This window comes from Alcaligenes sp. SORT26, assembly GCF_017377875.1.
GTDB lineage: Bacteria > Pseudomonadota > Gammaproteobacteria > Burkholderiales > Burkholderiaceae_B > Alcaligenes > Alcaligenes parafaecalis.
Genome location: NZ_CP070975.1, coordinates 587,389 through 605,408 on the forward strand (window position 1 = coordinate 587,389; position 18,020 = coordinate 605,408).

At 56.0% G+C, this 18,020-nt stretch carries 15 protein-coding genes and 1 riboswitch; of the genes, 2 read left to right on the plus strand and 13 right to left on the minus strand.

Features of this window, described 5'->3' with window-relative positions; genetic code table 11:
- The first annotated feature begins 96 nt into the window (after positions 1 to 96).
- Together JYG33_RS02680 and JYG33_RS02685 are read left to right on the plus strand one after the other, a co-directional pair.
- Entirely contained in the window at positions 97 to 2,181 is a 2,085-nt protein-coding gene (locus tag JYG33_RS02680) for an amidohydrolase (protein WP_207874113.1), read from the plus strand.
- A gap of 23 nt (positions 2,182 to 2,204) precedes the next feature.
- A complete protein-coding gene (locus tag JYG33_RS02685) occupies positions 2,205 to 2,612 on the plus strand; it encodes a nuclear transport factor 2 family protein (protein WP_207874115.1) in 408 nt (135 codons plus the stop codon).
- A gap of 141 nt (positions 2,613 to 2,753) precedes the next feature.
- On the opposite strand, the gene JYG33_RS02690 is transcribed toward JYG33_RS02685, so the two are convergent.
- From JYG33_RS02690 to thiD, 13 genes are all read right to left on the minus strand, one after another.
- On the minus strand, positions 2,754 to 3,992 hold the full coding sequence (locus JYG33_RS02690) for an MFS transporter (protein ID WP_207874117.1): 1,239 nt from the start codon (positions 3,990 to 3,992) through the stop codon (positions 2,754 to 2,756).
- A 305-nt stretch (positions 3,993 to 4,297) separates the two neighbouring features.
- Complete coding sequence (locus JYG33_RS02695) at positions 4,298 to 5,818, minus strand: tripartite tricarboxylate transporter permease (protein WP_207874119.1); 1,521 nt, start codon at positions 5,816 to 5,818, stop codon at positions 4,298 to 4,300.
- A gap of 3 nt (positions 5,819 to 5,821) precedes the next feature.
- Positions 5,822 to 6,271 (minus strand): tripartite tricarboxylate transporter TctB family protein, encoded by a 450-nt coding sequence (locus tag JYG33_RS02700; RefSeq protein WP_207874121.1) that lies wholly within the window; start codon positions 6,269 to 6,271, stop codon positions 5,822 to 5,824.
- A 146-nt stretch (positions 6,272 to 6,417) separates the two neighbouring features.
- Positions 6,418 to 7,776 (minus strand): HAMP domain-containing sensor histidine kinase, encoded by a 1,359-nt coding sequence (locus tag JYG33_RS02705; RefSeq protein WP_207874123.1) that lies wholly within the window; start codon positions 7,774 to 7,776, stop codon positions 6,418 to 6,420.
- A complete protein-coding gene (locus tag JYG33_RS02710; protein WP_207874125.1) occupies positions 7,769 to 8,488 on the minus strand; it encodes a response regulator transcription factor in 720 nt (239 codons plus the stop codon). The genes JYG33_RS02705 and JYG33_RS02710 overlap by 8 nt, the downstream gene beginning before the upstream one ends.
- A gap of 514 nt (positions 8,489 to 9,002) precedes the next feature.
- A complete protein-coding gene (locus JYG33_RS02715; RefSeq protein WP_207874127.1) occupies positions 9,003 to 10,184 on the minus strand; it encodes a YncE family protein in 1,182 nt (393 codons plus the stop codon).
- A gap of 33 nt (positions 10,185 to 10,217) precedes the next feature.
- Positions 10,218 to 10,526, minus strand: a complete 309-nt coding sequence (locus tag JYG33_RS02720; protein WP_207874129.1) for a DUF3325 domain-containing protein — start codon at positions 10,524 to 10,526, stop codon at positions 10,218 to 10,220.
- Complete coding sequence (locus JYG33_RS02725) at positions 10,523 to 12,193, minus strand: PepSY-associated TM helix domain-containing protein (RefSeq protein WP_207874132.1); 1,671 nt, start codon at positions 12,191 to 12,193, stop codon at positions 10,523 to 10,525. Before JYG33_RS02725 ends, JYG33_RS02720 begins: the two co-directional genes overlap by 4 nt.
- Positions 12,190 to 12,507: a DUF3649 domain-containing protein gene (locus JYG33_RS02730; RefSeq protein WP_207874134.1), complete on the minus strand. Its 318-nt coding sequence runs from the start codon at positions 12,505 to 12,507 to the stop codon at positions 12,190 to 12,192. Before JYG33_RS02730 ends, JYG33_RS02725 begins: the two co-directional genes overlap by 4 nt.
- Before the next feature lie 11 nt (positions 12,508 to 12,518).
- Positions 12,519 to 14,954 carry a TonB-dependent receptor gene (locus JYG33_RS02735; RefSeq protein ID WP_207874136.1) on the minus strand — a complete coding sequence of 812 codons (2,436 nt, stop codon included), beginning with the start codon at positions 14,952 to 14,954 and terminating at the stop codon, positions 12,519 to 12,521.
- A 343-nt stretch (positions 14,955 to 15,297) separates the two neighbouring features.
- Positions 15,298 to 16,311 (minus strand): FecR domain-containing protein, encoded by a 1,014-nt coding sequence (locus JYG33_RS02740; protein WP_207874138.1) that lies wholly within the window; start codon positions 16,309 to 16,311, stop codon positions 15,298 to 15,300.
- Positions 16,301 to 16,870, minus strand: a complete 570-nt coding sequence (locus JYG33_RS02745) for a sigma-70 family RNA polymerase sigma factor (protein WP_207874140.1) — start codon at positions 16,868 to 16,870, stop codon at positions 16,301 to 16,303. Before JYG33_RS02745 ends, JYG33_RS02740 begins: the two co-directional genes overlap by 11 nt.
- Before the next feature lie 229 nt (positions 16,871 to 17,099).
- Positions 17,100 to 17,861 (minus strand): bifunctional hydroxymethylpyrimidine kinase/phosphomethylpyrimidine kinase, encoded by a 762-nt coding sequence (gene thiD / locus JYG33_RS02750; protein ID WP_207874142.1) that lies wholly within the window; start codon positions 17,859 to 17,861, stop codon positions 17,100 to 17,102.
- 27 nt (positions 17,862 to 17,888) lie between these two features.
- Positions 17,889 to 18,007, minus strand: a riboswitch (TPP riboswitch).
- Positions 18,008 to 18,020: the final 13 nt, after the last annotated feature.

Sequence of the window (18,020 nt, forward strand, 5' to 3'; positions counted from 1 at the left end):
AGCGCTGTTTGGCAGAATCTGACTGCTTTTTGTCCGTGATGAGGAGTGCGAGCCAAGTACAGTCCTCATCAGATAAAAAGAAATGGAGACAGTCAGATGAGTAGTACGCTGAGGACACAGGGGGCAATGGCGTTTGATGTGACTGCTAGCTTGCATGGCAGGCAGGCATCGCGTGATCGTGAGCCATCCGGCTTGAGGCAGTCGCTGTGGGCGCTGGCGGATAGCAATTCAAACAGTGATGGGCGTTTGCGACCCTGGCCGCATGTCCGTTGTGCCTGTCATATGGGCGGGGCTGATTTTCTGGGCATGCTCGATGCCCATGCCAGCTTGCCGCAACGACAGCAAGGCCAGTCCTGGACCCAGCCGGGCCGTTTGACCCAGCCCTTTCATTGGACCTGTGGGGCACTGTTCTGGCAGCGCCTTCTGGCTGGGCAGACTACGTTTTCAATGAAACAAGCTGGCTTGGCGGAGGCGGTACGAGCTGCCTTGTTGCAGGAGTCAGAGGCCCCAACAGGCCAGCAGTCGGTACAGGCCAGCGCTCCTGCCTCGTCCGGTGCTGAACACCGAGATCCCGTTACTGGCCAGGGCCCCAAGCAAAAGGGGCAGTCTGGTTTGGCTGATACCGTTCTGGTGCATGGACGCATTTTTACGGGTGACACCGATTTGCCGTGGTGCGAGGCGCTGGCTATCGCAGATGGCCGTGTGCTGCTGGCGGGTAGCGTGTCGCAGGTACGGCAGCGAGTCGGGCCGACTACCGAGGTGATCGACCTGCAGGGCAAGCTGGTCATTCCGGGCTTGAACGACGCACATATGCATCACACACCGGACCCAGTCGGGATTCGTTTGCCTATCGACCTGGAGGCCGATCCTTCGCTGGATGTGCTGGTTTCCTTGTTGCAGACCGCCGTGGCGCAGTCTCCGGCAGGGACATGGATTTATGCAACGCTGGGTGCGCAGTTGATTAACGAGCCCCAACTTGCCCGACTGCTCCTGGATGAATTGGCTCCCCTGCATCCGGTGCTGTTTCTGGGCATGACCAATCACACCAATGTAGTGAACAGCGCTGCCATGACTCGTCTGGGTCTGGACGATGACGCGCCAGATCCCGTGGGTGGGGTGTATGAGCGCGTGCCTGGCTCTCGTCGTTTGTCGGGCCGTATCCATGAGTACGCCTCCTGGTCCCCGCAACGCTGTTTTGCGTCCATGGCCACTGTGGAGGAGGGCGTCGCCAGTTTGCAGACCTTGGCAGAGGATTGTCTGCGCTGGGGGATCACCACGATCCAGAACATGACCTGGACTCCCCCCGAGCGCTATATCGCGATGCTGCAAGCGGCTGCCTTGCCGATTCGAGTCCGGGTGATTCGTTTTCCACCGTCCGGACATGCGGGTCGTTTAGCCAGTGATGGGCAAGGCTTGCCACGACACCCCGGTGAGCGGATTGAATTTCATGGAAGCAAATGGATTCTGGATGGCACCCCGATTGAAGGGGGCGCGGCGGTAACGCAGGCTTATACAGGCTCGGTCGCGGCCAAGGCTACTGAGGCTTTGCATGGGGTCGAGAACTTCTCTCGCCAGGAAATTGCTCGCATGTTGCAAGAGAGTCTGCAAGCCGGGGAGCAGTTGCTCTTGCATGCGATTGGAGATCGAACGCTGGAGAGTGTCTTGTGTGTGCTGGAGGAGTTTGAGCCTCAGGTCGATTGGCGTGCACGTGCCTTGCGTATCGAACATGCAGATGGTCTGACCCCAGCGCAATTGACGCGTTTGTCGCAGACGGGGGCGATGGTGGTGCAGAACCCGACTCACTTCTGGTTCTATGCCGGTGACACAGGGTTCTCAGGTTTTAGCGGTGCGTTTCAGAGCCTGGAGCAGGCCGGAGTACCGGTAGCGATTGGGTCGGATGGGCCATTGAATCCCTTTTTGAGCTTGTTCGCGGCGGTTGACCATCCCGCTCGACCGGGCGAAGCCATGACGATGGAACAAGCTGTGCGTGCCTATACCTATGGCAGCGCGATAGCCGAGGGGCGTGGAGCGGATAAAGGCCGTTTGTTGCCCGGCTGCATCGCGGATCTGGCCGTACTGTCGCAAGACATTTTTAGCGTGTCCCCTGACACCTTGCCGCAAACCTGCAGCCTGCTCACGATGGTAGATGGGCAGACCGTCTACCGCAGCGCCGCATTCTAAATCTATTTTTCAAGGAGAAATTCATGACCGATCAAGCACAATTGCAGCGCGCCATTCAAGCGGCAGAAGATCAATTGGCCCAGGCTCTGGCCAGCCGTAATGTTGCGACCTTGCTGACCCGCTATACCGATGACATTCATCTGATGCCTCATGGCACGCCTACCCTGGTGGGCAAGGCGGCGGTGGGAGCCTATTTTGAAGAAGTCTTTCGCCTGGGGATTTGCGGCGCGCAATTTGAGAGCGTATCGGTGGAAGGAGCGGGAGATGAGGCGCGTGAGATTGGGCGCTACACCTTGTACGCCGGGCCTTCGCAAGATGAGCGAGTGGTGGCACAACAAGGTCGCTACCTGGTGATCTGGCGCAAGGTCGAAGGGGAATGGTTGCTGCATTGGGATATGTTCAATGCGGAGCAAGTGGAAACCCAGGTTTGATGCGCAACAATCAGGCCGAAGCCGAAGCCGAAGCCGAAGCCGAAGCCGAAGCCGAAGCCGAAGCCGAAGCCAAGGGTAAGAATTAGAACAGTATACGAGTGGGGATGACTCCCCACTCGTATTGGGCTCAGAACGAAGCCACTATTCCGTGGCTTCGTTTTTTGTAGGGCTATTTGCCGCAAGCAAGGCAACCAGAATCAGCAGCACGCAAACCAGTACATAAGGGACACCGGGGGAAACTTCATACAGCAAGCTTCCAACTAAAGGACCCAACACAATGCCCAAGCCTTGTGCGGCCCCAATGGACCCGGCTGCGGCACCTTGTTCATGGGGTTCGACGGCATTGGCCGCCAGGGCCGAGAAGGCCGGGAATATCCAGCCCATGCCGCCTGCTGCAAAGAAGTAGCAAAGCATCAGTGTCCATTGGCTATCGACCAAGGCCACGGCACCAAAACCAGCGGCGCTGATCAGTCCTCCGACACGAATCAAGCGCTGTGGTGTCCAGGACAGTCTGCGCACAATAAGCTGCGAGGTAATCAGGCCCACACCCACCAAGGTCAAGGCAAAACCAGCGGCTTGGGCCGCGGCTTCCGGCTCCAGCCCCAGGCGGTCAATCGCAAAGAACCCGACCGCAATTTGGCCGACCGCCACACTGAACATGGCAGCAAAGGCAACCAGCATGGCTTGCCGTAGTCGAGGATCACCCAAGCGCAGGTCTACCGGTTTGATATCGGTGCTGGCCTTGTTGTGGGGCAATCGTTTCCACAAGATGCCTAGCGCCAGCAAGGGCAATAAGGCGGTGAGGTATAGCGGCAGATCCAAACCGTATTGAGCCAGCATGGCCGCCATGGCGGGGCCAGCGACCAGGCCAATCCCATTGGCGGCGCCTAAGGAGGCCATGACATTGGCTCGCCGTTCGGGGGCAACGTGATCAGCAATCAGGGCTTGGCTGGTGGTGGGAATCGCTGCGAAGAAACCACCGACGGCTCCTCGGCTAAGTAAAAGCCCAATAAAAACCAGCCAGGGGGAGGCTCGCCAGTGCAGGGACAAAATCAGGACGGCGCACATGGCCCAGTACGCCAGCATGAAGCCGCCTACGCCGGTGAGTAAAACGGGTCGTCGTCCACGCTTGTCACTGAGTGCGCCCCAGGGTCGGGATAGCAGCATCCACAAAACGCCACCGACGGTAACGACGGCCCCGGCCTGCCATGGGGGCAGATGCAGAGAGCGGGCAATGGGCCCGACCAGGGACACAAAAGCCATCATGGCCATGGTGCAGCTCATGTAGGCCAGCATCAGGGGCGTTAAAGGGAGGGGAGCAGAGGGTTCGGGCTGGGGGTGGGTATCCGCAGGGGCGGATAGGGGCTGATCCTGGGGCATGGGAGGTGTGGTGCTGCTTATGTTGAGGGCTAAAAACCGTCTCAAATGATATTGAGATTCAATATCATTACCTAAGACGTGGAATTACACCAGCAGTTTATGAAAAAAGTTGGGCCAGGGCGGGCACGCTGCGGGGAGCAACACTGGATATCAGTGCGTGATGAGGTCCAGGAACGAGAGGCCACAAACAAAACACCCCAAACCCGGGAGGGTTTGGGGTGAGGATCAACAAGGCCAGGTCATCGTTCGGGATTGCAGCAGTTATGCCTAAACCCAGCAGCCTGGACTGGTAGCAGAAGCATCGATCATGCCTTCGCCAGGTCTCCCAGTTTCTTCTGACTATTAGAGCGCCAGAAGGAGTAGGTCAGCCCCAGCATCAGCAGTACGCAGGCAATGATAAAGACCATGCTGATCGGGCGTTCCAGGAAGATCATTGGATCACCCCGGGACAGCAGCAGGGCACGGCGGAAGTTCTCTTCGACCATCGGCCCCAATACAAAGCCCAGCAGCAAGGGTGCCGCTTCAAAACGCAAGCGCATGAAGAAGTAACCCAGCACACCAAACAACAGCACGATGTTCACATCGAACAGGTTGTTGTTGGTGCTGTAAACGCCTACGCAGACAAAGAACAGGGCGGCAGGGTACAGGTACTTGAAGGGCACGGACAGCAGGCGGACCCACATGCCGATCAAGGGCAGGTTCAGCACCAGCAGCAGGATATTGCCTACCCAGAAGCTGGCGATCAAGCCCCAGAACATATCGGCATGCTCGACCACCATTTGCGGGCCGGGCTGGATACCGTGAATGATCAGCGCACCCAGCATCAAGGCCATGACCGGGTCGCCGGGAATGCCCAGGCTCAAGGTAGGAATGAAGCTGGTTTGAGTGGATGCGCTGGTGGCGGCTTCCGGGGAAGCAATGCCTTCAATCGCACCACGCCCAAAACGCTCGGGGTTTTTAGCCACTTTCTTTTCAGTTGCGTAAGCAATGAAAGAGGCAATGGTGGGGCCGGTGCCAGGCAAGATTCCGAAGGCAGCGCCAATGGCTGTCCCGCGAACCAGAGCCCCTCTGGATTGCTTGATGTCGCCTTTTTCTGGACGCAAGGAGCGGCCTGAGACTTTACCGATGGTTTTGGTGTGGCCGCTATTGATGCGGTTAATGTTCTTCAGAAAGTCAGCAATCCCGAACAGCCCCATGGCCAGCGCCACAATCTGCAAGCCGTCCTGCAGTTCGGGGATGTTGAAGTCAAAGCGCGACACACCGCTGTTCACGTCCGTGCCCACCACGCCAAAGATCAGACCCATCACCACCATGGCGACGCCCTTGATGGCCGAACCTTTTGCCAGCGTGGCACCGGCCAGCAGGCCCAGCATCATCATGGAAAAGTATTCGGCGGGGCCGAATTTGAAGGCCACATTGACCAGGACAGGCGAGAACAGAATCATGGCCAGAATGCCGATGGTGGCTCCAAAAAAGGAGGACAACATCAGCATGAACAGCGCCGATCCCGCCTTGCCGTTGCGGGCCATGGGGTTGCCGTCCAGACACGCCACTGCATGCGATGCCGTGCCGGGCAGATTCAGCATGATGGAGGTAATGCCACCACCGTACTGGGAACCATAATAAATACCGGCCAGCATGATCAAGGCAGCGGTAGGCGTCATGGCGTAGGTCAGGGGCAGCAAAATCGAGATCGCGGCCAGCACACCCATGCCGGGCAACACCCCGATCAGGTTGCCCATAAAGACACCAAACACGGCCCACATCAGGTTGTCCAACTGGAAGGCAACGCTAAAGCCGTGCATCAGGTTAGATAATATTTCCATGCCTTAACCCCAGGTGAACAGGGGGAACTGCAGCTCTAGCCCCCAAGAGAAAATAATCACACCCAGCAGCGTCACGAAGATGGACAGCAAGAAGGCGGTGATCCAGGAGTGTTCTTTGTCGCCCATAGCGGAGATGAACACCAGGGCAAGGGTGGCAGGCACCAGACCGCCGTAGCGACCCAGAATAATGAAGGCAATGATGCCGCCCACAATGGCCAGCCAGCCACGCCATTGCGGCGGGCCGTAGTCTTCTTCCTGCTCGTCGTCGTGTGCGGCGGTCTCTACAAACAAGTACAGAGCGCCCAGCACGATCATCACAATGCCCAGCAGAAACGGAAAGTAGCCCGGACCCATGCGGGCCATGCTGCCCAGAGAGTATTTCTGGCCCATCAGGACGGTGAAGACACCCACCCCCACCATGAGGCCTGCTGAATAATATTTTTGTCTGCTCATGAATCTCCTCATTCCCTTAAAGCAAGCATGATTTTTATAAAACCCAGAAAGAGCGTTTAAAAATCAGGCTAGCTTAGCGGAGGGGGCGAGGAGCTAGGGTGACAGTTTCATTACCTTTTGGTCATGTTTGAAATGAGCGGCAAGCATCAGGAAGAAAGCAAAACTGTCACCCGTAAACCGGGTTTGGCGTCAGAGAAAATCATTTCGCCACGATGCAATTCGATAATGGCAGCGACACTAGTTAATCCCAAACCAAAGCCTTCGCTTTCATGATTGAAGCGATAAAAATATTTGCCCACATTGTCATATTCGCTTTCAGGTACTCCCGGGCCATCATCTTCCACAGAAATGGCGATTTTATTATCAGCCAATTTTTTGATTTCTACGCTGGCATGGGAATGAGCATATTTCACTGCATTATCCACCAGGTTGGCTAAAGCGCTGGCCAATAAATTGCTATCACCATTAATAGTGACTTTATCGATTTTCTTTTTTTGAAGTGTGATGCCTTTTTCTTCAGCAAAAAAGCTGTACAGATCCAGGACGTCTTCTGCAATCACTTCCAGATCGCAGGCCTTGAAGTTTTGCCTTTGCACGCCTGCATTCAGCTCGGCAATCTGCAAGAGCTTGCCCAGCAACACGCTCAGATTCTCCACCTCTTCAATGGCTTCTTGCTGTGCATCCTGCACGTTTTGGGGCAGGCCGGGCAGTTTCTGTGTCTCGCGCAGCTTGCCTACGATACGGGTCAAGGGCGTGCGGATATTGTGGGCCACCGTGTCGGAGATATGCCGAGCGCCTTGCATCAGGCTCTCGATCTTGTCCAGCATACGGTTGATGTCGTGGTGGATCAGGCCAAAGACGTCCTCGCTCTCGGAGGTGATGCGCTTGGAAATATCACCGGCGCCCACTTGTTCGGTCAGCAAGCGGATGCGGCCCACGCGATATTTCAGTTCGCTGCTAAATACATAGGCTCCCAGAATCACCAGCATCAGAGCCAGAATCATGGACGTCACAATAATGCGGCTGAGCATGGCACGCAGCTCGTTCAAGTTGCCCAGCTCATGCCCGACGACCAGAGTTTCGCCACCGGACAACTTGGTAACGCGGACATTGCCCTCGGACAAGGCATCGATATGCTTGATCTGGACCTCCACCACCTGCCGCTCGGGCAGATTGTCCAGCCCTGGAATCTCGCTGATATTGCCGACCAGTGTGTGGTTGTATTCATCCAGCAGCAGGTAAATTTCCTGGCCCGAATCAATGCGGTCGGACAGGGTCAGCTCGATCATGCGCAGGATCTCTTCGCGCCCGCCCACTTCGTAGGCAATGCTGAGCCGCTGGACGGCAACATTGATTTGCCGCAGATGCTCGTCACGCAAGGCCCCAAAGACCTGGACGTAGAAAAAACCGATTAGAAACAGCGTGGTAAAGATGGCCAGGATGCTGTAATTCAAGGTCAGCCGGAAGGAGGTGGACTCCCACAGCCGTTTTATGAAATCAATCATCACAGCGTTTCAGTTTGAGGCCATCGATGCTTTCTTTATCACTCAGCACATAGCCCCGGCCGCGTACGGTATGGATTAAGGGTGTGGCGCCTTCTTTATCCACCTTGCGCCGCAAACGGCTGACCAGCACGTCAATCACATTGGATTGGGGGTCGAAGTTATAGCCCCACACGACCTCCAGCAACATGGTGCGGGTGACAATCTTGTGGCTGTTCATCAGCAGATAGGAGAGCAGCTTGATTTCGCGCGGCTGCAGCTCCAGAACTTCCTCGCCACGGGAGATTTTCTGGTTGCGGATATTCATTACCAGATCATCAACCTGCAGGCTCTTGATTTCGGCGCTGTCGCTACTGCGCCGTATCAAAGCGTGTAATCGAGCCGCCAATTCCTGGAAGGAAAAAGGTTTGATTAAATAATCATCGCCACCCGCTTTCAAACCATCGACTTTATCGTCTACGCCCGATAAGGCACTTAATACCAATACGGGGACTTTTTTGCCTAAAGATCGCAAGGTAAAAAGAATAGAAAGACCATCGACATTATTGGGTAACATGCGATCAAGAATAATCACATCCCAAACGTCTTTCATGGCATTTTCCAAACCAGAAACGCCATCGTAACTGGTCACTACCGAATAGCCAAGTTCGGATAAGCCATTTACTAAATAGCGGGCATTTTCTCGGTCGTCTTCAATCAGTAAACAATTCCACATTGGGCTTCCAGGCGATGTATGAACAGGCTAGTCCATCTATTAAATGAATGGATTGATAATAAATGGTGATGTGTAGAAATAGGAAAACATGACCAAACGGTAATGTTTGATGTCAGATAGCAGGAAATTCTGTTCATCTGATTAGGATTGGAAAATACCTTGGCCTGTATGGGTAATTAGTCAGCACATCATTCTAGTTAAAATTTTAGTGGTGTCGGGCTGAAAAGCTGAAATGATGGCCAGAAATGGATTGTAGGCGCTTGTAGAGTCCAGGAGGCCCGAGGTGCAATCTGAGTCTGGGATGACGCGCATGTGCCCTTGGAGATGGCCGGAAGGTGGAGCCTGGCTGAGGCTTGCTGTCCAGCATCAGGGGCTTTGTATGTTAGAGGTCCGGCTAGCGCCTACCTGTTTTTCCTGCCAAAAAAAATACGTGCCCAGCCAAACTTGGCATGGGCACGTATTTCGATGCGAATCAATTTCTGATGTTTACCGCGATCAGGGCGGGGTTGAGGCTTTAAAAGCTCAAGCGCACCAGGCCTTCTTTTGTACCTTTGGCGGCATCTTCCCCATTTTTAATCGTGACGTAGACATCCCCAGTGCTGGGGTTCAGGGCCAGGCTATTCGGGTGGGCGGGCAATTCGATGCTGTGTAATTGCTGGCGGGTTTTGTTGTCATAGACTTCAACCGTGCCTGCCTCTCGGGTGGTGACGTACAGGCGTTGGCGCTGTTCATCCAGCAGCAGGTCCAGAGGGGCTTTGCCGGTGGGGATGCTGTGCTCTACCTGCCCGTTATCCGGGTTGATCACAAGCACGCGATTGCCTTCGCCGCGCACGCTGTATTCCAGTTTGCCTGCATTTTTACGCATGGTGTTGGTGCGTTCGTCCCCCACATCGGTGGCCAGCACGCGGTGGTTTTTCTGGTCGAACTCCAGGTTGATCAGTTGGTCTGCCGCGACTTCGGCCTTTTTGCTGACGGCCAGGCTGCCGGTGTCCACCGTAAAGAGCTGGCCCTGGAAGTTGGACACGTAAAGTGTGTTTTCGGCTTCATTCAACACTGCGCCACGGGCTACATAGCCAAAGCCGGGAATCTCTTTTTCTACCGTCATCGTGTCCAGGCTGATCACATACAGCACGCTGTCCTGGAACCACAAACCGGGGGCAAAGAGGCGATTGTGTTTCTTGTCCAGAACCAGCTCACGTGGGTAGTGGGTGTACAGCTCCATCTCTTTACCATTCGGGCCGATGCGTTTCACTTTTTTGGCCAACTGCACGGTGTTCAGTACAGTTTTCTTTGCGGTGTCGATAACGGTAATCGAACTGTCGACGGCATTGCCTACATACAGGCGGTCGGCAGCGTCATCCAGCGTCAGGGCGAAGGCTTTGCGCTCCAGCGGCAGATGGCCTTTTACGGCCAGGGTTTGTGGGTCCAGAAAGTAGATGGCGCTGGGGGGTGATCCTTCCTCGAAGTTGCCTGCCGAAGCGACATAAATCGTGTTGTGGCGAGCGCTGAATGCTACCTGGTATAGACCTTCAGCCAGATTGATCCGCTCTGCACGGGGAGCGGCTTGCTCTGTATGGCTGGCTGCTGCGGTATCGTTACGCGCATTGTGGGTTTGAGACGATTCAGGGGTGGCGCAGGCGACCAGGAGCACGGCGGCGCAAAAAATGGCGGTGAGTTTAAAAGGGGAATGTTTCATGGCTAACTCCTTATGAAATCTACAGTGAATAGTTCAGCGTTGGCGCTTGAGGCGATCAAACAGGACCAGGCTAATAAAGACCAAACCGGCGGCAATGCTGGTGTGGCCGCTATAGGCAACCAGTCCAAAGCCCCAGCCCATGGTCTGGGCGCACATCAGCAGGGCGATGAGCAGGCATAGCCAACCGACGCAGCGCAAAAGCACGATGCGTGGTTTGGAGAGTTCTTTGTCGAACAGATCCATCTGATGGCGGTACATGGCCAGGGCCAGGCACAGGAAGCCGAGCAGGCAGGGCAGGAAAATCAGGCTATGTGCCAGCAGGTCTATCTGGGAGGGGCTCATGGTGTTTGCTCCTGCATGTCTGCTGCTCCTGGCTGTGCAGACGGTGTCGAGGCTGCGGCTTTTTTGCTTGGAGGTGTCTTGGGGGCGGGTTTGCCTTTGGCTTTATGACGTGTGACGCGGCGTGCCATATAGGCATGCAGGGCCGCAAACACCCACAGGCTGATATCAAAGCTGGCGAATAGCCAATCTCCGGATTGCAGGCTGTTAAACAGGTGCCGATCGGTCTGAAAGAAGTTCAAGATAGGCAGGGCCACCAGCAAGGCCGTCGCCACCCACAGCAGTTCCAGCCAGGCACGTCGTGCCGGGCGCAGGCAAGACCAAAGCAGGGTGGCCGCCCAGACAATGAAAAAGCCGTGCACTTCCCATTGAGCACGTTGAGCCATGTCCAGTGGCAGCAATCGGTTCAGCCATAAAAAGCTGGTCGTGGCGACGGACAGGCCTGCAATGCTGGCAATGTTCAGGCGCTCCACCAAAGCAAAGCCAAAGTAAGGTTTGCTGGGGTCAGCCAGCTTGCTGCGCCGCTTCACCGTCCATAGCACCAGACCAGTGCCCACCATGGCGGTACCGGCCAGACTGACCAGAAAGTAAAACCAGCGTGTCGCAATGTCGGCAAATCGACCCAGATGCAAGCCATAAAGCACGCCTTGCGTCGTGGCCGCTGGTCCGGAAGACTCTTTGGCGCTGATCAGTTCGCCGCTGACTCCATCAAACAAAAGATAGTGCGGGGTAATGGAAATACGCTGGGCCTGCTGACGAGCAATGGCGACACGGGCATTGCTGTCATTGGCCAGATTCACCTGTACCGAACCCACGCTGTTCTTGCCCCAACGCGCTTCTGCCTGTTGCACCAGATCGCTGATCGGAACCAGAGTGGCGGGCGTGCCTGAAGGTTGCCCACCGGGCAGAAAGAAGCGCATTTCACTGTTGACGGCGGCGCGGTCCTGCATATTGGGCAGTTGCTGCATGCCCCAGGGCATGTACAACAGCATCAAGGTGATCAGGCCACTCCAGGTAATCATGAAGTGAAATGGCAGGCCAAATACCGACAAGGCATTGTGTGCATCCAGCCAGGAGCGCTGGCCTTTGCCCCAACGGAAGGTGAAGAAGTCGATAAAAATCTTCTTGTGCGTAATCACCCCGCTAACAATGGCGATCAGCATGAACATGGCAGACAAGCCTGCAATCCAGCGTCCCCACAAGGGCGACATATAGTGCAGGTTGAAGTGAAAGGCGAAGAAGAAGTCCCCACCCTCGGTGTCTCGGATGCTCAGCTTTTGCCCATTGTTCGGATCAAAAATGGCACGATCAAAAGCGGGGCGATTCGCGTCCGATCCTGGTGGGGTACGCCAGAAAGCGCTGGCCAGGGGATTGCGGCTGGTAGGCAAGCTCATCAGTACCAGAGGTGTGCCCGGGTCTTGCTCAATAATCGTATCCAGCACGTTCTGCGCGACCTGCGCGGCGGGCTGTTCCGCAAGTTGGTGCAGCTCCGGGCGCATATAGGTGGAGAGCTCTTCGCGGAAGTACGACACTGTACCGGTCAGGAACATGGCGTACAGAATCCAGCCTACCAGCAGCCCCGTCCAGATATGGACGTTGGACATGATCTGGCGCACCCCTTGAGGTTTGCTGACTTTGGGGCGTTTGGCGTTTGGGGTGGTGGTCGTCATAGCGTGCCCTCCATCCCGCTTTGTGCCGCAATGGCTAGCAGGCAGAGCACACAGCCGACCAGCAGCCAGACCCAGGCTCGGGTGGCAGAACGCGCCAGAAATGCCCACAAAGCGCTAGCTGTCCAGATCAGAAAGCTGAACTGCGCACCCCACAGCACGGCCTCTGGCCGGGAAGTGGGCAAAGCCAAGGTCGCCACTGAAAACAAGGCTGACAGCACATAGCCGCCCAGGCTGGCGGCCAAAATGCGCGAGAGCAGAGGCAACTGAGCCCGTACCTTGGGCAGGCTCAGTGTGTGTAGAAAAAAGTCTTTCATGAGGGCCGATCTTAGAAATCGATTTGCATCGACAGGCGATAGCTACGAGGGGCACCAATAGAGGTTGATCCATTCCAGACGCTGGACCAGTAACGCTTGTCGGTTGCGTTGATCACGTTGGCGCGGAAGGTGACTTTATTGCTGGCAATTTTGGTGGTGTAGCGCAGACCCAGATCCAGGCGTGTCCAGCTCGGTATTTTCTGGGTGTTTTGGGTGTCTACCCATTGCGAGCCTGAATGCATGGCCGAGGCAGACAAGGTCAGATTGCGGTTCCAGATGGTGTCCCATTCCAGTCCCAGGGACGAGTTCCAGCGTGGTACGCCAATGGCTTGTTTGCCATTCAACAAACCACCATTGGTTTTGGTGGAGACGGCATCGGTATAGACCACGCCACCCAATAGACGCAGCCCCGGGGTCAGCTCGCCCGCAATCGTCCATTCAATCCCGCGGTTGCGTTGCTCGCCATCGGGCTTGTAGGTATTGGTGGCCTCATTCTTGGTCATGCTGGGCTTGGCAATTTGAAAAAGGCTCAGCGTGTTCAGGACGGTATCGTTGTCCCACTTCAAACCTACTTCGTATTGTTTGGTCTTGTAGGGCGAGAAGACTTCGCCAAAGTTGGCGGCAGAGGCATCCGTGACAGAACCCCCTTGGGACAGACCTTCGATGTAGTTCGCATACAGGGAAACGGGGGCATCCCAGGGTTTGACGACCAGGGCGATGGCCGGGGTCAAGGCGTGTTCGTCATAGCGGTCGGTTACAGCGCCACTGGCGTTAAAGCCTTTTTGCTGGACACGCTGAAAACGCATGCCAGCCGTCAGCAGCAAGCGATCATCAAAAGCGGACAAGGTGTCTGCCAGGGCCAGGCTGCTCAAGGTGGTTTTGCCGGTTTTGTAGACAGCAGGTTCGTCTACATCCAAAGGTGGGGCCGGGTCATACAAATTCGAGGCCCAGGCTTTGGAGGCTGCGGCCGCACCGGATTCCTGGGTGATCATATTGGCGCTTAACACCACATGGTGGCCAATCGAGCCGGTGGAGAATTCGCCTCGTGTACCCATTTCCAGCGCATTCACATCAAAGTAGTTTTTGATATTCATGCCCAGGGCGGTGTAGTCCCCGTTTTCTTTGGCGCGTTGACCAAAGGCATTGTTCAGATAGCCTGAACCTTTTTGGCGCTTGGTGCCGCCCATGACAAAGGCGGTCCAGTTGTCCGTAATATCAAACTCGGCCGAGCCAATAATGGCTTTGCTGGCGGAGTTGCTATAGGCGTTGGGCAGGGTATTTGTTTTGGGGTTAGGCGGGGTAGGGAATTCGCCGGGTGCAAAACTGGTCAGAAAAGGGGCACCCCCGCGCTGCTTTTCATTGATGTCATACATATCCAGCGAGGCGCGCAAGCGGTCGCCCTGATAGTCCAGCGCAATAGCACCCAAGCTACGGTTTTCGCGTTGGCCGTGTACATCCAGATTGCCATCGGCTTTGACGCCGTTCACACGTATGCCGAATTGATCGTCCTCGCCAAAGCGACGCCCAAAGTCGATGTGTCCGCCCAGATTGTTGTGAGACTTCAGGGTCGTGGTGAAGCGAGTGATCGGCTCCGAGGTCGCTCGCTTAGGCACCAGGTTGACGACACCCCCGACCGAGCCGCTCAAGGACATGCCACTGAGCAGGGCGCCAGGCCCTTTCAGTACTTCGACACGTTCCAGCAGTTCGGTAGAGGTTCGGTTATGGGGCACCAGACCGAACAAACCGTTCCAGGCCAGCTCATGGCTTTGGGTCCAGAAGCCGCGCACATAGGTGTGTTCACCCAATCCGCCTTGCGGGAACACGCTGCGTACCGACGGATCGTGGCGCAGTACTTCGGCCACCGAGGTCGCTTGCTGGTTTTCAATGTATTCAGAGGTAAAGCTGGTGGTGCTGAAGGGCGTATCCATCACGTCCTTATTGCCCAGCAAACCGACGCGGCTGCCCGAGGCGATCTGACCACCGGCATAGGCGGCGGGGGCATCGGAGCGGGAGCTAAGAACCGTAACGGCGCTTAAGGTCGTCAGATCCGCACTCGTGGTGGTGGCATCACGCAGCGTAAAAACCTTGTTACCCGAGGCCAGAATCTGGATGTTCGAGCCTGCCAGAATCTGTTCCAGTGCCGCATGGGGGGTATAGCTGCCGGATATGGTGCGGGAGGTTTTGCCTTCCACCAAGGTGTCGGAAAACAGCAGTTGGCTGCTAGACTGACGCGAAAAATGTTGCAGTGCCGCCGACAGCGATTGCGCCGGAATATTGAAGGACTGGACGGCTTCCTGAGCACGGGCTGGGCTAGCGACCGCCAACACACTGAGGGAGGTTGCCAGCAAGGTAGTGAGCAGGCCGGGTTTCAGAGTAAAGCGGGTCTGGCTGACGGACGCAAGGCGGCAGGCGCTCAAGGCCAGACACCATTGGCGAAATGACTTCATGAAGGTCTCAACTATCAAAATCAACGATATAGCGGTCCACCGCAGGGCGGGCACGCATTCCTGTTTTGTAGAGCGCTAGTAGCGGCAGGGGAGGCACAGGCCGTCACTTCGCAAGAGGGCAATGCTCTAGCGCGTCGTACAGGATGAAAGAGTTGAGTTCAAAGCCATGGAAATCGTCAGCTCAATAGAGGATGAACAGCCCCTGACACAGGCCGCCGACGCATTGGACGGGCAGCGAGTGCAAAAGGGCTGATAGCCTGGAAAAAGCAGGCCATATCTATAAAGATGAAGCGCGGACGAAGTAGGCTACAAAAAGAGTGGTTTAGATTGTAAATATTTGTATCTACTTGGCGGAAATCCGATAGCCCTGGGCCCCCAGATTCTCTACCTGAACCGGCAGGAGTTGAGCCAAGGCATCCAGAAAGTCGGCCGGGTGCTGGGTGTTGGCAAAGCCGGAAACCGGGTAAGAGCGGATTTGTGTCCCTACCAGTTCAATAGGTTGCGTCATATAGCCTTGCAGTTCATCAATGACTTCATACAAGGGGGTGCGCTTGAAAATCAATTGCCCGCTTTGCCAGGCGCCCGCGCGATCCGGTGTGCTGGGGCTGGGCTTTTGCAGTCCGGTGTCGGTGCTGATGCGCAAGGCATCCCCGGCTTTCAGGGTTGTGCTGTGGTTTTCTCTATCGCCCGTGCTGTTCACGCTGACCACCCCTTCACGCACGCTGACATAGACCCGCGACGGAGCCAGACGCACATTGAAGGCCGTACCAATCACGCGTACTTGCGTGTTTGCACTTTTGACCACAAAGCGGTGATCGCCTTGTGGGGCGACCTTGAAGAAAGCCTCGCCTTGCAGCAGCTCCAGACTGCGCTCATGGGGGCTGTACTCCACCTCCAGGGTGCTGTTCTGATTCAGGCTGACCACACTGCCATCGGGCAAGGTAATGTCGCGTTGTTCTGCCTGTGCCGTTTCCACATGCTGGGTGTATTGCGGGCTGTGCTGATACCAATACCAAGTGGCAATTCCCAGGGTGGCACAGAAGCTCAAGGCACCGCCCACTACGGGTCGCCAATGCAGGCCCAAGCGATCACGCCACGTTGTTTTGGGACGGGGAGCGGGTACAGCGGTGGCCTTGCTAGAGGCCTTACTGACCGGAGAGGCGGGCCGTTTCACCTGATCGAACATCGTCCAGGTCTGGCTGATGGCTTCATAGGCCTGTTGGTGACGTGGGTCTTGCTGCAACCAATGCTCAAAAGCGATCTTGTCTTGCGCGGTCCAGTGCTCGCTGTCTTGCTGACGCGTCAACCAGTCCGAGGCCGCTTCGTAAAACAGGGCGACTGATGGATCATGACTCATCGTCTGTTTCCTTGGAAGAGAGCATGGACAGGGCGTGTTCGGCCGAGTAGTCCATCCGCAGACGGCAATAGGCCACGGTTCTGGAGATATATCGGCTGACCAGGGCGCGGGAAATCTTCAATTTCAGGGCAATTTGTTCGTAAGTCAGGTGGTCGAAACGGTGCAGAGAAAACGCCTCGCGTTGCAGCTCCGGCAGTTCTTGCAAGGCTTGCTCGATACGGTTCAAACATTGCAAGTGTTCGGTACGTTGTTCTGGATTGCTGGCGCTGTATTGGCTGGGGGCTTCATTGTCTTGCGTTTCATCGTCCAGCGATACCATGGCCGGGCTGCGGCTTTGCTTATTGCCCGTTTCGCGCACGATATTAATGGCAATCTGCGTCAGATACGCCTTGGTGTTGTCCGGGGCCTGCGTGTTGCTGGACGCCGACCAGCGTGCAAAGGATTCCTGCGTGACATCCTCTGCATCAGCTTCATTGCCCAGCTTGCGTTTCAGGAAACGGAATAAGGGCAGGCGCAGCTTCAAATAGGCCTGCTCCAGCAGTTCATCACGTGTGCTCATGAGTGAGTCAGCACAGGTGTGTCGTCCACTGGCAAACAGACGTTTGCACAGCAGAAGACGGTCGAGAAAGACAAAGCGGCAAGAGCAAACATAAGGGGCAGACAGCGGCGCAGGACAGAGACAGGAATGAATAATAGCAATTATTCTCATTTACGACATTGCCAACTTGCTGAACCTTGACGCTGAACAGGCCCCAGAATGAGTCTTTGTGGGTGTATCTGAACCGCCTTTATTTCACGGCCAAGCTTGCATTCTGCTCCCACAGTGCATGGAAATGATGAATGGGGCCTTGGCCTAAACCGACCTGTAACTGGTCAGCCGCTGCGATGGCACCATTCAGGTATTTTTTGGCCAGACCTACCGCTTCGGGCACGCTTCTGCCCGGTAGCAGGGCGGCAATCGCAGAGGACAAGGAGCAGCCCGTGCCATGTGTATTACAAGTAGGAATGCGGGGTGTCTGAAAGACATGGCGCTGGCTTTGGCTCTGGCCCTGGCCCTGGAGTAAATCCACACTGTCCGGCCCATCCAGATGGCCGCCTTTGAGCAATACCCATTTGGGTCCCAGCAAGCACAGCTCGTGTAGATAGGCGTGCATGTCTGCCAAGGAAGCAGGTTCCGGTTTTTGCAGCAGATCACCTGCTTCGGGCAAGTTGGGGGTCAAAACGGTACACAGGGGCAGCAGCTTGTCGCGCAGGACAGACACGGCTTCGGGGCTCAGCAATCGATCGCCACTTTTGGCGGCCATCACTGGGTCCAGAACAATCGGGCAGTCCAGTCCCCGGCGTTGCAGGCGATCCGCAAGAGCTTCGGCAATGCCGACATTGGCAATCATGCCGATCTTGATGGCATCCACTCGCACATCATCAAAAACCGCGTCTAGCTGCTCGGCCACAAAGTCCGGTTCCAGCGCGACAAAACGCCGGACACCTTGCGTGTTTTGCGCGACTACGGCGGTAATGACACTCATGCCGTAGGCACCCAAGGCATACATGGCTTTCAGATCAGCCTGAATACCGGCGAGCAGGTCAGTACCCGTCCCTTCGCCGGCATGACCCGGATCAGGTTCAACGGGTCACTGCGGTGCAATCTGGCCAGGCAGTTTCTCAGCCTGCTCACCAGGCTCCCCTCAGATTGGAACATCGTTTCCTTA